Consider the following 15,548-nt stretch of genomic DNA (forward strand, 5'->3'; position numbering starts at 1 on the left):
AAATCATTAGGGGCATCAAAAAGGAATTTATGAATAAAATCTCTAAAGTTTAGCTTTATCAAAGGAATCTCGATAAAACAAGGTCATTATATTGACTAATCTAAAGAATAGCAAGAAAAATCTTTACATTTCTTTACAAATCTTTACGTTTCTTTACAGATCTTTACATTTAAGCATTTCGATAATTACTTGGACCGTCTTTTCCATGCCTTGTAAAGAAACCAACTCGTGTTTACTATGGAAATTATAGCCGCCAGTAAAAATATTCGGGCATGCCAAACCTTTAGAGGCTAAAAATGCCCCATCTGTACCGCCTCGAATCGGCTTATGACTTGGTTTAACCCCTACCGCTTTCATTGCTCGATCAGCAAGTTCAATTGATTGAGGAACATTTTTTACCACATCATACATATTTTGGTAGCTATCTTGAATGTCTAACTCAATAGGCTTTTTCAAACCTTTTTTAGCATTAAATTTTTCCACCTGACTTTTAATAAAAGCTTTTCTTTGTGCGAAATTCTGCTCATCAAAATCACGAATCAAATAAGTGAGCTCCACTTGCTCAATATCGCCAGAAAAATCTTCTAAATGATAAAAGCCCGCTTTTCCATCCGTTTTTTCTGGTACTTCATCGACAGGAAAAACTTGCTGGAACTCGCAAGCTAAAGTCAGTGCATTCACCATTTTTCCTTTTGCGTAACCAGGATGAATACTCCGCCCGAAAAACCGCACTTTTGCCGTTGCAGCATTAAAATTTTCGTATTCTAATTCCCCTACTTCACCACCATCAATGGTATATGCCCAATCACAGGAAAATTTTTCCATTGGGAAATAATGGATTCCCAAGCCGATTTCTTCATCAGGCGTAAAAGCAACGCGAATATTGCAATGAGGAATATTCTCTTTTTGAAGAATGGAAAGTGCGGTCATAATTTCTGCAATTCCTGCTTTATTATCCGCCCCAAGCAAAGTGGTTCCGTCGGCAACAATCAGAGTCTGCCCGACCAATTTTTGCATAAAAGAATAATAAACAGGGCTAATAAATTCCTCGCCAATACCTAATGCAATATCTCCGCCACGATATTGCTCTATCACTTCTGGGCGTACATTTTTACCACTACATTGCGGAGACGTATCAAGATGCGCAATTAAACCAATGGTTTTCGTTAAGCTAGGATCATTAGCGGGTAAAAATGCTGTTACCACCGCATATTTACTTACTTCAACATTCTCTAAACCAAGCTGGAGGAGTTCTTTTTGCAACTGCATGGCTAATTTCATTTGCCCGACAGAGCTAGGAGAATGCTTAGCATTAGGTTTTGATTGAGTGTCAAAAGACACATAATGTAAAAATCGTTCTAAAAGTTCTGTTTTATCTATTTGAGAAATCATATTCTCGCTCCTTTTAAAAATATCTTTTTTAGTTTAATGAGAAAAATAAAAAACATCTTGATATATAACAATATTTATAAAATTAACGAAGTAAAATTCATCGAAAGTGCGGTTAAATTTCTCGTTATTTTTATGAACGGCAGTTTTTTTACTTTCTAAGGCATTAAGTCCTTTTAATTATTAACAATTCACTATATCATAGGCGTCTATTTTTATATGTCGCCCCTGCAGTCTTGCAGGTTTTATTTCTACTCAGTACCAAATCATTGGTGAAATTAGGGAGAAAACCAAAGCTAGTGGAAAATCAGCTTCAAAACAAGCCTATTATTGAGCTTCGTTCAATCAAAAAATCCTATGGTTCTAACACCATTATTAACGATTTCAATCTTACAATTAATAATGGTGAATTTGTCACTATTCTCGGCCCTTCAGGCTGTGGTAAAACCACAGTTTTACGCTTACTTGCAGGCTTAGAAGAATTGGATTCAGGTAGCATTATTTTAGATGGTGAAGATATCACCAATGTGCCAGCGGAAAAACGTCATATTAATACAGTATTCCAAAGCTATGCGCTATTTCCACATATGACAATTTTTGAGAACGTGGCTTTTGGTTTGCGTATGCAAAAAGTACCAAACGACGAAATTAAACCGCGTGTTTTAGAAGCCTTGCGTATGGTACAGCTAGAAGAGATGGCAGATCGTAAGCCAACCCAACTTTCAGGCGGACAACAACAACGTATTGCCATCGCTCGCGCCGTAGTAAATAAACCAAAAGTATTGTTACTTGATGAGTCTTTATCTGCATTAGATTACAAATTGCGTAAACAAATGCAAAATGAACTCAAAATGTTACAACGTCAGCTTGGCATTACCTTTATTTTCGTTACCCACGATCAAGAAGAAGCGATTACAATGTCTGATCGCATCGTGTTATTACGTAAAGGTAAAATCGCACAAGATGGTTCTCCACGTGAAATCTATGAAGATCCTGCGAACTTATTCGTTGCTCGTTTCATTGGCGAAATTAATGTATTTGAAGCAACAGTGATTGAACGTAAATCAGAACAAGTTGTACTTGCAAATGTGGAAGGTCGAGTTTGTGATATTTACACAGACATACCTGTTGAAAAAGATCAAAAACTTCAAGTACTCCTTCGCCCTGAAGATATTGTGATTGAAGAATTAGATGAAAATGAACATTCTAAAGCAATTATCGGCCACATTGTTGACCGCACTTACAAAGGAATGACATTAGAATCAACGGTAGAATTTGATCATAATGGCATGCGTGTTCTTGTAAGTGAATTCTTTAACGAAGACGACCCACATATGGATCATAGCGTAGGTCAACGCGTAGGCATCACATGGCATGAAGGCTGGGAGGTTGTTCTCAACGATGAAGATAATCAATAATAAATTCCAGAAAATTACTGTTGCGATTATCTTCAGTTGGCTCATCTTCTTTGTGTTGATTCCAAACTTATTGGTATTCGCCGTAAGTTTTCTGACTAGAGACGGTAGCGACTTTTACGCTTTCCCAATCACCATTGAAAACTACACAAACTTGTTTAATCCGCTTTATGCACAAGTTGTGTGGAATTCATTGTATATGTCGGGCATAGCTACCATTATTTGCTTATTAGTTGGCTATCCATTTGCTTTCATGATGAGCAAAATTAATCCTAAATATCGACCGCTCTTATTGTTCCTTGTGGTATTACCATTCTGGACAAACTCGTTGATCCGTATTTATGGAATGAAAGTGTTTCTTGGTGTGAAAGGTGTACTTAACACTATGTTGATGGACATGGGAATTTTGAGTGAACCAATTCGCATTTTGAATACAGAAATTGCGGTAATCATAGGCTTAGTTTATTTACTATTACCATTTATGATTTTGCCGCTCTACTCTGCGATTGAAAAATTAGACGGTCGCTTATTAGAGGCTGCAAGAGATTTAGGCGCAAATGCATTCCAACGTTTCTTCCGTGTTATTTTACCACTAACCATGCCAGGCATTATCGCGGGGTGTTTATTAGTATTATTACCGGCAATGGGTATGTTCTACGTTGCAGACTTACTTGGCGGAGCAAAAGTATTGCTGGTTGGTAACGTAATTAAGAGCGAATTCTTAATTTCTCGTAACTGGCCATTTGGTTCTGCAATCAGTATTGGTTTAACTGTTCTAATGGCATTGTTGATTTTCGTGTACTACCGCGCGAACAAACTATTGAATAAGAAAGTGGAGTTAGAATAATGAGTCGTTTACTACGTAATGCATTTATGTTTGTGGTATACGCTTATTTGTATATCCCAATTATCATTTTGGTCACCAATTCCTTTAACGAAGATCGTTATGGTTTAAGCTGGAAAGGCTTTAGCTGGAACTGGTACGAGCGTTTATTTAATAACGACACCTTAATACAAGCAGCGATTCATTCGGTAACTATTGCATTTTTTGCAGCTACACTAGCTACTATTGTAGGTGGATTAACTGCAATCGCACTTTACCACTATCGATTCCGCGGTAAACAAGCGGTAAGCGGAATGTTATTTATCGTCATGATGTCACCAGATATTGTAATGGCAGTATCTTTACTTGCATTATTTATGGTTGTCGGTATTTCATTAGGTTTCTGGTCTTTATTACTAGCCCATGTGACCTTCTGTTTACCGTATGTGACCGTAACTATCTTCTCTCGCTTAAATGGCTTTGATTCCAGAATGTTAGAAGCGGCGAAAGACTTAGGCGCAAGTGAAGTGACCATTTTACGTAAAATTATCCTTCCTTTAGCATTACCTGCAGTTGTATCTGGTTGGTTATTAAGTTTCACTATTTCATTAGATGATGTTGTGGTTTCATCATTCGTCAGTGGTGTAAGTTATGAAATCTTACCATTGAGAATATTCTCTTTAGTGAAAACTGGTGTAACACCTGAAGTTAATGCTTTAGCAACGATTATGATCGTGCTTTCACTGGCTCTTGTCGTTTTAAGCCAGCTAATTACACGAAAAAATAACCATTAAGAAACAAAAGGTTTCACAAACCTTTGAATTTAAAATAGAATACGCCTTGACGCACAATCAAGGCGTTTTTTTATGCCTGTCATTCGGCAGGTGGTTTTTTTACGACTCTTTACGGAGAACAAACAAAAATGAAAAAATTCGCAGGTTTAATTACTGCAGGCTTAGTAGCTGCAACTTTAACTGCTTGTAATGATAAAGATAGCAAAGCTGAAGCTGCAAAATCTCCGGCTACTGCCAATGACACCGTGTACCTCTACACATGGACTGAATACGTACCAGATGGTCTTTTAGATGAGTTTACTAAAGAAACAGGCATCAAAGTTATCGTTTCAAGCCTAGAATCAAACGAAACAATGTATGCAAAACTCAAAACTCAAGGCGCAGCTGGCGGTTATGATGTGATTGCACCATCTAATTACTTTGTTTCTAAGATGGCTAGAGAAGGCATGTTAATGGAGCTAGATCACAGCAAATTGCCTGTTATTAAAGAATTAGACCCTGATTGGCTCAATAAACCTTATGATAAAGGTAACAAATACTCGCTTCCACAATTATTGGGTGCACCAGGTATTGCATTCAACACCAACACTTATAAAGGTGCTCAATTCACTTCTTGGGCTGACTTGTGGAAACCAGAATTTGCAAACAAAGTTCAGTTATTAGACGATGCGCGCGAAGTATTCAACATCGCTTTATTGAAAATTGGTCAAGATCCAAATACTCAAGATCCAGCCATTATCAAACAAGCCTATGAAGAATTATTGAAACTACGTCCAAACGTACTTTCTTTCAATTCCGATAACCCAGCGAATTCTTTCATTTCAGGTGAAGTTGAACTAGGTCAATTATGGAATGGTTCTGTACGTATTGCTAAAAAAGAAAAAGCACCTTTAGACATGGTATTCCCGAAAGAAGGCCCTGTACTTTGGGTTGATACTCTAGCAATTCCTAAAACTGCTAAAAACCCAGATGGTGCACATAAACTTATTAACTATATGTTAGGTGCTAAAGCTGCAGAAAAATTAACCTTAGCAATTGGCTATCCAACAGCTAACTTAGAAGCGAAAAAAGCATTACCAAAAGAAATCACTGAAGATCCAGCGATTTATCCACCAGCTGATGTATTAAAAAATAGCCACTGGCAAGATGACGTTGGCGATGCAATTCAATTCTATGAACAATATTATCAAGAATTAAAAGCAGCTAAATAATCTACAATCCAAAAGTGCGGATAAATTTCCCCGCACTTTTCTATTCGAGATAAGTATAAAAATAGCCGCACTGATATTAAAGTGCGGCTATTTTATTAACTATTTTTTACTTCTGAACTGTAGCTAAAAATTCTTTACGAGTATCTCTATCTTCTAAGAATACGCCACCATAAGCAGATGTGACAGTATAACTATTTGTATCTCTAATACCACGAGCTTTCACACAGAAATGGGTTGCTTTCACATATACCGCGACATCATCTGTCTCAAGAATTGTTTGAAATGCTGTCAAAAGTTGTTCAGTTAAGCGTTCTTGAACCTGTGGACGTTGAGCAAAAAATGAAACGATTCGATTAATTTTAGAAAGACCAATCACCCAATCTTTTGGATAGTATGCCACACAAACTTTACCATCAATCGTAACAAAATGATGTTCACAAGTGCTTGTTAGCGTGATGTCATTCACTTGCACCATTTCGCTGACTTTCATTTGATTTTTGATTTTCGTCATTTTAGGAAAATTGGCATAATCCATTCCGCTAAAAATCTCATCAATAAACATTTTAGCCAAACGATTTGGCGTTTCTTCCAAACTATCATCTCGCAAATCTAATCCAATCAGCTTCATCACTTCATACATGTGTTTTGCAATGCTTTCTCGACGTTCATCTTTAGCCTGTGTTGGATCAATCATAGGTGTTTCAATACCTTTTTCAATCAAGGCATTTCTTACATTCAGTGCATCCAGTGAAATTTTGCTCATAATAGTCTTTCCTAAAAAAATAATCGGCTATTCTAGCAAAGGATAATAGGATGGTAAAATGAGAAAAATTGCAAATTTGAATGAATTAGGCTTTAGATATAGAATAGCTGACAAATTTTATCAAATAAGGATTTTCTATGCTTACATTGGATCAAGCTCGCTCGAAAATGCTCGAACAGATTCCCTTCCCGACTCAAACTAAATACCTAAATTTACAAGAAGCCGCCAATCGAATTTGTGCAGAAGATGTTGTTTCACCTATTAATGTTCCTTCTTTCGATAATTCAGCAATGGATGGTTATGCTGTACGTTTATCGGATTTACAAAAATCTTTAACGCTTTCGGTAGCAGGGAAATCTTTTGCAGGTAATCCATTCCAAGGGGAATGGCCATCAAAAAGTGCGGTCAGAATTATGACTGGCGCGATGATTCCAGAAGGCGCAGATGCAGTGATAATGCAAGAGCAAGTGACACTCAATGAAGACGGCACCGTCACTTTTAGTGAATTGCCTAAACCAAATCAAAACATCCGTCGTATTGGTGAAGATGTAAAGAAAGGCGATGTGGTACTAGAACAAGGCGCACAGCTCACTCCTGTTTCCTTGCCATTATTAGCCTCTCTAGGCATTACAGAAGTAAAATGCTATCGCCAATTAAAAGTCGGCGTACTCTCAACTGGTGATGAACTTGTCGAAGTCGGCAAGCCATTACAAAGCGGACAAATCTATGACACTAACCGTTTCACCGTAAAATTACTGCTAGAAAAACTAAACTGTGAAGTCATTGATTTAGGACTATTACCTGATAACGAAGCGGAATTTGAAAAAACATTTATTGCCGCACAAAGCCAAGCCGATTTAGTGATTACCAGTGGCGGAGTTTCCGTTGGTGAAGCGGATTTTACTAAAGCAGTATTAGAAAAAGTAGGCCAAGTAAATTTCTGGAAAATTGCAATCAAACCCGGCAAACCATTCGCTTTTGGTAAATTAGAAAACGCTTGGTTCTGTGGTTTACCCGGTAATCCCGTTTCAGCATTAGTGACATTTTATCAACTTGTTCAGCCACTTATTGCGAAACTACAAGGCCAAACACAATGGAAAAAACCACCGCACTTTTCAGCTATTGCCACAACGAATTTGAAAAAAGCACCTGGCCGTTTAGATTTCCAACGAGGCTTTTATCACATCAATGAACAAGGTCAAATTGAAGTGCAATCAGTGGGGTTCCAAGGATCTCATCTCTTTAGCACTTTTGTAAAAAGCAATTGTTTTATCGTGTTAGAACAAGAACGTAGCAATGTCTCTGCCGGTGAAACGGTGACGATTGAGCCTTTCAATCATTTATTAGGATAAAAAATGATCGAACTTAGTCACGAAGAAGAATTGCGTTATAACCGTCAAATTATTCTTAAAAGCGTAGATTTTGATGGGCAAGAAAAACTTAAAGCAAGCAAAATGCTGATCGTTGGGCTTGGCGGCTTAGGCTGTGCAGCCAGCCAATATCTCGCAGCAGCAGGTGTTGGAAATTTAACGCTGTTGGATTTCGATACAGTTTCGCTTTCGAATCTTCAACGCCAAGTCTTGCACTGTGATGCACGCTTGAATATGCCCAAAGTAGCGTCAGCTAAAATTGCACTCGAACAAATCAATCCACATATAAACATCGAGACGATTAATGCGAAGTTAGACGAAGAAAAACTCGTAGAAATCATTCCGCACTTTGATATTGTTTTAGATTGTACAGACAATGTAGAAATCCGTAATCAATTGGATCGCCAATGTAATCATGCAAAAATTCCTCTGATTTCAGGTGCTGCAATTCGAATGGAAGGTCAGGTTTCCGTTTTCACTTATGAACCGAATACGCCTACTTATCGTGATCTCAGCAAATTATTCGGACAAAATGTATTAAGCTGTGTGGAAGCTGGCGTGCTTGCACCAATCGTCGGCATTGTGGGCTCGATTCAGGCCTTAGAAGCAATTAAAGTGCGGTTAAAAATCGGTAAGAATTTATGTGGCCGATTATTGATGATTGATGGTTTTTCGATGAATATCCGAGAAATTAAACTTCCAACCAATATGGAATAAAACGCTTAAAAAGAGAAAAATTTAACCGTACTTTTATTAACCATAACCTTTACAACAAAACACTATGACAACAGAAATTAAAAAACTTGATCCCGATACAGCCATTGATATTGCTTACGATATTTTCTTAGAAATGGCTGGAGAAAATTTAGATCCTGCTGATATTCTTTTATTCAATTTACAATTTGAAGAACGCGGTGGTGTGGAATTTGTTGAAACCGCCGATAATTGGGAAGAAGAAATTGGTGTACTAATTGACCCAGAAGAATACGCTGAAGTGTGGGTGGGCTTAGTCAATGAGCAAGATGAAATGGATGATGTCTTTGCTAAATTCTTAATTTCTCACCGAGAAGAAGATCGCGAATTTCACGTTATTTGGAAAAAGTAACGATAACCTAAAAATAAGGGAAATCATCTGATTTCCCTTTTTCTTTTCTCTTAAAATTAACGCGCTATTAAATTGGAAAACTCGAGAAAAAGACTAATAACAGCGGTGGTAATAAATTTGTCACCATACCAAAAGAAATGGCGATAGGCGTTACTTCAATTCCACCTGATTTTTGAATAATAGGCAATGTACAATCTAATGCCGTTGCGCCTGTAATCCCAATAGCTGTAGAGCGATAATGTTGCATAAACAATGGAATCAAAAATAAGCTCAATATTTCACGCGATAAATCATTGAAAAAGGCAATACTGCCCTGCATCGGCCCCCAAGCATTTGTCAGCACGACGCTTGATAAAGAATACCAACCAAATCCCGATGAAAAGGCTAAACCTTGAGTAATCGGCATACTTAGAAAAAATGCTGAAATAACGCCCCCAATTAAAGAACTTAGGGTAAAAATTGCCCCCATCATTAAACCTTGCTTATTTAATAAGACTTCTTTCAAGGAAATTCCGTTATTACGAAGCTGAATCCCGACAAAAAAGATCAACGCAATAAGCACGTAAAGATTGGAACCATGTGGGAAATGCAACCAATCATTAGACAACCAACCTAAAACGACGCCGATAATCACCGCACTTAATAATTTAATTGAGTCTATTAACGAATGCCAACGAGATGGCAATTCTCCCTGTAAATAATTAACAGGCTTAGGCAAAGTGCGGTCATAAATAGCCAAGCCTAGGATATTACAAGTCAGAATGATGACGGACAATCCCAAAGCCGTCATACCAATGATTGGCAATTTTTGTTCTAAGTGCTCTAGCTGCCCGAGCATAAAACCCATCATAAATAAAATGATGTAAAGCAATAACATCACAATTTTATTAATGAATGCCAACGCATTTTGATTCTGTATTTTGACTAAGTAGCCCAACATCATCGGCACAAGCACGATGAGTAGTCCGTTAATTATTTCTTCCATTGTTTCCTTCACCACTATTACTTTTATCTCATCTGTAAAAGTAAAGACCATTTCAATATCTAAGCACTATTTATAATATATACTTTTTATCAATCTACCAAATTCCCAATGAAAGAATATCTACGTTATGCCAGAAATAAAAAAGCGGCTGGTTAAATTTTAATTACCAGCCGCTTGATTTTATTTCTCAATAAACTTACTTATTTGCTCTGCACCTAAATGCCCTGGCACCGTCTTCTTCACATTTAAATCAGCATCTAAAAATAGATTAAACGGATAACCTCGAACATGAACACGATCAATAATTTCACCCTTTTCATCTAGCAAGACTTTAATATTTTTATATTCTAGCCCTTTGTACCACTCAATAAAATCAGCGGTGTCTTTTTCGCCTTTGTGATCGGGCGAAACAATGGTAATCACTTCAAAATTGCGATCTTTTTCCGCACTTAAATCATCAATTTCAGCTAATCCTGCCAAACAGATCGGACACCAAGATGCCCACATTTTTACATACACAGATTTGCCTTTATATTGGCTTAAAGTAACTGGCTGATTGTTTAAATCTTTGAGTTGCACATCCGCCAAATTGGTTTGTGCAAAAGTGTTTAGGCTGAATGCCATTAGAAATATTGATAATAGTTTTTTCATTGCTTTTTCCTTTTATAAATTTCTTTTGTTGAGGTTATGTTTTACGAAAAATTATTCGTAATCAATAAAATGCCCATCACGACAATTAAAACACCGCCAGCGATTTTAAATTTGTCTAAGTGTTTATTTAACCCTTTAGCACGTTTGAGCAAGCTGTCAGAGAAGAACGAAAACAATACAAACGGCGTTGCCAAGCCTAAAACATAAATGAACATCATTGATGCACCGTAAAGTGCGGATCCTTCATCGCCCGATAAAGCTAACACGGAAGCCAAAATCGGGCCAATACAAGGCGTCCAACCAAGACTAAAGGTTAAACCAAGGACAAATGCCTCAAGTGCGGTTGATTTTCCTGATGTTTTTATTTCCACCAATTTCGTGCGTTCCAACAAACCAATTTTGAAAATGCCAAGTTGATGAATGCCCAAAATAATCACGATAACGCCAGCGATAATGCGGGTGGTGTTACTAAATAAAATATTCCCTAAAAAGCCAAAACTAAAGCCTAAACTTACAAATGTAAGGGAAAGCCCTAAAATAAATAAAAAAGTATTTAGGACTTTTTTACCCCCTTTACTCAAAATACCAAAATAAATTGGAATAATCGGGAAAATACAAGGCGAAAGAAAAGAAGCAAGCCCAGCTAAAAATACAGTTCCAATAAGGAGTTGTTGATCTAACATCCTGCCTCTCCTTATTTTTTAATTGATTGAATCAAATATCCGTATCCTGCCTTTTCCATTTCAGCTAACGGAATAAATTTAATTGATGCGCTGTTAATGCAATAACGCAAACCACCTTTATCTTTCGGACCGTCGTCAAAAACATGTCCTAGATGGGCATTGCCCGCACGGCTTAACACTTCGGTACGTTGCATATTAAAACTATTATCCGTTTGATAATGCACCACCTCTTTCGCTATTGGTTTCGTAAAACTCGGCCAGCCACAACCCGATTCAAATTTATCATTTGAAGAAAAAACAGGCTCGCCTGTGGTGACATCAACATAAATACCTGGTTGAAAATTATCCCAATATTCGTTACTAAAAGAGCGTTCAGTATGTTTATTTTGAGTAACGGAATATTGCAACGGTGTCAATTTCGCTTTGAGTTCTGCATCACTTGGTTTCGGATAATCTTTCTCGTCAATCATAGGTTCATCTGCTTTGGTAATATCAATATGGCAATAACCATTTGGATTTTTCTTCAAATAATCCTGATGATATTCTTCTGCTACGATGTAATTTTTAAGTGGTTGCACCTCAATTTGTACTGGTTTTTTATATTTGGTTTGAAGCTGGGCAAGTGCTTGTTCGATCACCGCTTTATCTGCCCCATCTTGATAATAAATCCCTGTGCGATATTGTCTACCACGATCGTTACCTTGTTTGTTTACACTCGTTGGATCAATTACTTTAAAATAATATTTAAGCAATTTATCTAACGAAATTTGGTTTGCATCGTAAGTAACTTTTACCGTTTCTGCGTGATCGGTTACGCCAATCATTTGATAACTGGTTTTCTCCGTATTACCGTTGGCATAGCCAGAAATCGCATCTTTCACACCGTGAATGCGCTCCATATATGCTTCCATACCCCAGAAACAGCCACCAGCAAGATAAATTTCATGAATATTTTGCATATTTTCCATTGCCATTTTTTGTTCTCCAGATGATGTTGAATTTTGTATTGCTAAAGTTGGTGTAGCACAACAAAGTGCGGTAATAAATAGAAATGTTTTTGATAGTTTCATTGTTTTTCCTTATGATGTGAAAATTAACGTTACATAAGGTTAGACGGCGGATAATTCGATTTCTTACAGATTTTTGTAAAATTTTTAAAGAAATTGACTGAAATCCATTGTTATAACCAATAATAAATAGCTAAAACACACTATTTCGCCCTCTTTTCTAAGGTAAAAAATCTATATGCAATCATATTCCACTCCTTCGCTTTATCACAAAGCGATTAGTTTTATGGTATCAGCTTATTTTTCCATTACCTTAATGAATGTATTTGTCAAAACTGCTTCTCAAACAATCCCTGCAAGTGAAACCTTATTTTCACGTTTTTTAATTGGTTTGCTTTTCTTACTGCCTTTTGTGATTAAAGATCGCGATTTTAAAGTGGATACTCGTCAATGGAAATTTTTAATCCTGCGGAATGCCGCGGGTGTATCGAGTATGTTGATTAACTTTTATGTCGTGAAGTTCTTACCGCTTTCCATCGCTGTCTTATTAATGAATACCTCCGCCCTATTTATCCCGATTTTATTGCTCTTTTTCCATCAAAAAACACCACTTAATGTGCTTTTGTGTAGCTTAATCGGCTTTCTTGGCGTTTCCATTATTTTACTTACCAATCACAATGGCAATGTTGATCCTATTTATGTGCTGATTGGATTATCTGGTGCCATATTGGCAGGAATGGCATTTATTGGCTTACAAGAATTAAACAAATACAACACACCCAAAAATATCGTATTTTATTTTCATCTGATTGGGACACTAATGCTACCAATCTTCTTTATTCATCAATGGAAAATCCCTAATTTATACGAGCTTGGTTTATTGCTATTGGTGGGCGGATTTGGATTGATTTTCCAATTATTGCTCACTCGCGCTTTTAGATATGCGCCAGCCAATGTCATTACCCCATTTGCTTTCACCGGTGTGATTTTCTCTAGCGTATTTGACTGGCTATTTTGGAATCATACACCTAATCTCTATTTTTGGCTCGGTGCAATTGTAATTGTAGGGGCAGTGAGTTTATTGGCGAAAATGAAGAAATAAACCACTTTATTTATAAGAATATGAAATTCAGTATGATTAGGTTATGGCTGGCTCAATAAAGTGCGGTGAAAAATAACGGTGTTTTTCACTCCGTCAAAAATTCCTAATGTGAATCTTTAAATTTCTTCATCATCATACTTAAGGTTTTGCAATTTCTTTGAAAACGACGGCAATGAGGACAAGTTAACAAATGCATTTTTAAACCCATTTTTTCTTGCAGTTCTAATGATCGCTCATGAGAATCAGAAATTATTCGAGTGGCTTGAATACAACGCATAATTTTCTCCTAAAGTTTTTTTGATAGACAATTTTGCAACTGCAAACGGGCCCGATAAAGTGTGGTATGTAAGTTGGATGTGGTAAGCTGAGCTTCTTGACAAATTTCATCCGATGACAATTCTAAAAACTCTCTCATCATAAAAATTTTGGCATGTTTAGCGGGTAAACAAGTAAGGCAAGTTTCGAAAATCAACCAAAACTCATCAGAATACACCGTTTCCTCTTCGCCCTGTAATTCACTCGGATAATATTCTATTTTCCAATGCCCAGTATCATCAAAAAATGTATTAGTTGGCTGTTCATCTTCAATCTCACTTTCTAATACAAAGCGTCCTTTCTGGCGAAGGTAATCAATAATTTTATTTTTTAGAATAGCAAAAACCCAAGTTTTAAAAGCGGCTTGATGTTTAAAATTCGCGAGATTGTTAAATGCACTTAAAAATGCTTCTTGTACTAAATCCTCAGCAAGATCGGCATGGTGCAACTGTAACATTGCAAATTTCAGCATTTGCGCACGGATTTGCTCAAGTTCCCTTTCTGAAATGACGGTCATTTTAATTCCTTTAAAATTTTTTTTGTAAGAAATGAAAGAGTTTTTCGTCTAATAACATGAAAGAAAAAATTTCTTTCAATACTATTTTTACCACTTAAACAAGGAAATTTAAAATGAAAAATATTACATTAAAAAGCGCAATCTTAGGTATGGCTATGTTATTTGGTGCAAGCGCCCTTTACGCAGAAGAAATGAAATCTGATGCCATGCCAATGAAATCAGAACCGATGATGAATACCCCAATGAAAAAAATGATGAAATCAGATGATATGAAAATGCACTCTGACCACATGATGAAATCTGACAATATGATGAAGTCTGATGAAATGGGCATGAAATCTGATATGAAAATGAAATCTGATAAAAAGATGAAATCAAATAAAAAAATGAAAATGACAAAAGAAAAAATGTAAAAAACAGCCTTTAAAAGTGCGGTGAAAATCTCAAAAATTTTTCACCGCACTTTCAATACCAACAGAACACAGACAGTCTATTTTATCTACCGTAATAATCTCTACCCCTGTATTCACTAAATCGTCAATATCTTATAAAAACAGAATATTTGGACGTATAAAACACCTTAAAACGAGAACCTTTTTAGAATAAGGAATACCTAGAAATCTTATTTTTAAGCTAAGAAGGGAGAAATGAAACAAAAGCGACCAAATTCTGTAAAACTTTTGCAAAATTTGGCTGTTTGGCAAGTTAAACACTATGCCAATTTTCTAAAATCAAGTTGGGGACAAACTCAAAGGCTTTATCACTCGTGACTAAAACACATTCATTGGCTAAAGCGTGAGCTGCAATCATCTGATCTTGTACTCCCATTACTTTGCCTTCTTTTTCCATTTCAGCTCGCAATGTTCCATAAATTTCAGCGGTTTTAGTATCCCATTCTAAAATAGAAATCGCAGATAAAAATGCATCTAGAAACTGTGAAAGTTGCAGATTATTACGCTTTGCTACACCATAAAATAATTCAGCGGCGGTAACAGAAGAAATACAGAGAATTTCAGGATTAAGCAACCTTAATCGTTCTATCACAGAAGGCACTTTACGGAAAAAATAACTCACAGTATTCGTATCTAACATATACATTTAAAAGCCCTCAAAAGGATCTCGAGTTGCCACTTCTTGCTTACATTCTTTTTCTGATAAAAAATCTTCATCACATTGAATTGTAGGTAACAATTCGAAGACTTTCTGCCAATTTTGCTGGCTACGAGAACGAGTTGAAAGCGTAATATCGCCATTTTCTTCTTTGAAAACATAAATTTGAGTGGCGTCAAACTCAAATTCCACAGGTAAACGAACGGCTTGATTGCGACCATTTCTAAATAAACGTGCGATTTTTTCCATTATGCTCCTCCTTAAATATATGCTTTAGTATATGCCAAAACACTAGTCTGAACAAACAC

Annotated in this window: 19 protein-coding genes; 9 read left to right on the forward strand and 10 right to left on the reverse strand. The window is 36.5% G+C overall.

Going from position 1 to position 15,548, the window contains the following annotated elements; translation table 11 throughout:
• Positions 1–153 precede the first annotated feature (153 nt).
• A complete protein-coding gene (gene pepT / locus DV415_RS05520; RefSeq protein ID WP_118790493.1) occupies positions 154–1,392 on the reverse strand; it encodes a peptidase T in 1,239 nt (412 codons plus the stop codon).
• Positions 1,393–1,688: 296 nt separating this feature from the next.
• On the opposite strand from pepT, the gene potA reads away from it, so the two are divergent.
• From potA to DV415_RS05540, 4 genes are all read left to right on the forward strand, one after another.
• Complete coding sequence (gene potA / locus DV415_RS05525) at positions 1,689–2,807, forward strand: spermidine/putrescine ABC transporter ATP-binding protein PotA (protein WP_179227845.1); 1,119 nt, start codon at positions 1,689–1,691, stop codon at positions 2,805–2,807.
• Complete coding sequence (potB, locus tag DV415_RS05530) at positions 2,791–3,651, forward strand: spermidine/putrescine ABC transporter permease PotB (protein WP_005638601.1); 861 nt, start codon at positions 2,791–2,793, stop codon at positions 3,649–3,651. Before potA ends, potB begins: the two co-directional genes overlap by 17 nt.
• On the forward strand, positions 3,651–4,421 hold the full coding sequence (gene potC / locus DV415_RS05535) for a spermidine/putrescine ABC transporter permease PotC (protein ID WP_118790492.1): 771 nt from the start codon (positions 3,651–3,653) through the stop codon (positions 4,419–4,421). The genes potB and potC overlap by 1 nt, the downstream gene beginning before the upstream one ends.
• Positions 4,422–4,549: 128 nt before the next feature.
• Positions 4,550–5,632 (forward strand): extracellular solute-binding protein, encoded by a 1,083-nt coding sequence (locus DV415_RS05540; protein ID WP_118790491.1) that lies wholly within the window; start codon positions 4,550–4,552, stop codon positions 5,630–5,632.
• Between the two features lie 106 nt (positions 5,633–5,738).
• On the opposite strand, the gene folE is transcribed toward DV415_RS05540, so the two are convergent.
• On the reverse strand, positions 5,739–6,395 hold the full coding sequence (folE, locus tag DV415_RS05545) for a GTP cyclohydrolase I FolE (protein ID WP_118790490.1): 657 nt from the start codon (positions 6,393–6,395) through the stop codon (positions 5,739–5,741).
• A gap of 137 nt (positions 6,396–6,532) precedes the next feature.
• Between folE and moeA the strand changes: the two genes are divergently transcribed.
• The 3 genes from moeA to DV415_RS05560 all read left to right on the forward strand — a co-directional run bounded on the left by moeA (position 6,533) and on the right by DV415_RS05560 (position 8,870).
• Positions 6,533–7,747, forward strand: a complete 1,215-nt coding sequence (gene moeA / locus DV415_RS05550) for a molybdopterin molybdotransferase MoeA (protein WP_118790489.1) — start codon at positions 6,533–6,535, stop codon at positions 7,745–7,747.
• Positions 7,748–7,750: 3 nt separating this feature from the next.
• The gene (gene moeB / locus DV415_RS05555; RefSeq protein ID WP_114909157.1) at positions 7,751–8,482 is read left to right on the forward strand and encodes a molybdopterin-synthase adenylyltransferase MoeB; all 732 of its coding nucleotides are present in this window, start codon (positions 7,751–7,753) and stop codon (positions 8,480–8,482) included.
• Between the two features lie 64 nt (positions 8,483–8,546).
• Positions 8,547–8,870 carry an HI1450 family dsDNA-mimic protein gene (locus DV415_RS05560; protein ID WP_005641855.1) on the forward strand — a complete coding sequence of 108 codons (324 nt, stop codon included), beginning with the start codon at positions 8,547–8,549 and terminating at the stop codon, positions 8,868–8,870.
• A 67-nt stretch (positions 8,871–8,937) separates the two neighbouring features.
• Here DV415_RS05560 and DV415_RS05565 read toward each other — a convergent pair whose 3' ends face one another.
• The 4 genes from DV415_RS05565 to msrAB form a co-directional block, all read right to left on the reverse strand.
• Positions 8,938–9,855: a LysO family transporter gene (locus tag DV415_RS05565; protein ID WP_118790488.1), complete on the reverse strand. Its 918-nt coding sequence runs from the start codon at positions 9,853–9,855 to the stop codon at positions 8,938–8,940.
• Positions 9,856–10,035: 180 nt separating this feature from the next.
• Entirely contained in the window at positions 10,036–10,506 is a 471-nt protein-coding gene (locus DV415_RS05570) for a redoxin family protein (RefSeq protein ID WP_118790487.1), read from the reverse strand.
• Between the two features lie 41 nt (positions 10,507–10,547).
• On the reverse strand, positions 10,548–11,189 hold the full coding sequence (locus tag DV415_RS05575) for a cytochrome c biogenesis protein CcdA (RefSeq protein ID WP_118790486.1): 642 nt from the start codon (positions 11,187–11,189) through the stop codon (positions 10,548–10,550).
• Between the two features lie 11 nt (positions 11,190–11,200).
• A complete protein-coding gene (gene msrAB / locus DV415_RS05580) occupies positions 11,201–12,259 on the reverse strand; it encodes a bifunctional peptide-methionine (S)-S-oxide reductase MsrA/peptide-methionine (R)-S-oxide reductase MsrB (protein ID WP_118790485.1) in 1,059 nt (352 codons plus the stop codon).
• A gap of 175 nt (positions 12,260–12,434) precedes the next feature.
• Here msrAB and DV415_RS05585 point away from each other — a divergent pair, with 175 nt between their 5' ends.
• Positions 12,435–13,298, forward strand: a complete 864-nt coding sequence (locus tag DV415_RS05585; RefSeq protein WP_118790484.1) for a DMT family transporter — start codon at positions 12,435–12,437, stop codon at positions 13,296–13,298.
• A gap of 103 nt (positions 13,299–13,401) precedes the next feature.
• Here DV415_RS05585 and DV415_RS10360 read toward each other — a convergent pair whose 3' ends face one another.
• Together DV415_RS10360 and DV415_RS05595 are read right to left on the reverse strand one after the other, a co-directional pair.
• Positions 13,402–13,575 carry an anti-sigma factor family protein gene (locus DV415_RS10360; protein ID WP_048952589.1) on the reverse strand — a complete coding sequence of 58 codons (174 nt, stop codon included), beginning with the start codon at positions 13,573–13,575 and terminating at the stop codon, positions 13,402–13,404.
• A gap of 9 nt (positions 13,576–13,584) precedes the next feature.
• A complete protein-coding gene (locus DV415_RS05595; protein ID WP_118790511.1) occupies positions 13,585–14,130 on the reverse strand; it encodes a sigma-70 family RNA polymerase sigma factor in 546 nt (181 codons plus the stop codon).
• Between the two features lie 113 nt (positions 14,131–14,243).
• On the opposite strand from DV415_RS05595, the gene DV415_RS05600 reads away from it, so the two are divergent.
• Positions 14,244–14,543, forward strand: a complete 300-nt coding sequence (locus DV415_RS05600; RefSeq protein WP_118791545.1) for a hypothetical protein — start codon at positions 14,244–14,246, stop codon at positions 14,541–14,543.
• A gap of 292 nt (positions 14,544–14,835) precedes the next feature.
• On the opposite strand, the gene DV415_RS05605 is transcribed toward DV415_RS05600, so the two are convergent.
• Positions 14,836–15,228, reverse strand: coding sequence for a type II toxin-antitoxin system VapC family toxin (locus DV415_RS05605; protein ID WP_118791544.1), 393 nt, complete (start codon positions 15,226–15,228; stop codon positions 14,836–14,838).
• Complete coding sequence (locus DV415_RS05610) at positions 15,229–15,489, reverse strand: antitoxin (RefSeq protein WP_118775995.1); 261 nt, start codon at positions 15,487–15,489, stop codon at positions 15,229–15,231.
• Between the last annotated feature and the right edge of the window lie 59 nt (positions 15,490–15,548).

Origin of the sequence: Haemophilus haemolyticus, from assembly GCF_003490595.1 — a bacterium.
In the GTDB taxonomy this organism is placed as follows: Bacteria; Pseudomonadota; Gammaproteobacteria; order Enterobacterales; family Pasteurellaceae; genus Haemophilus; species Haemophilus haemolyticus_L.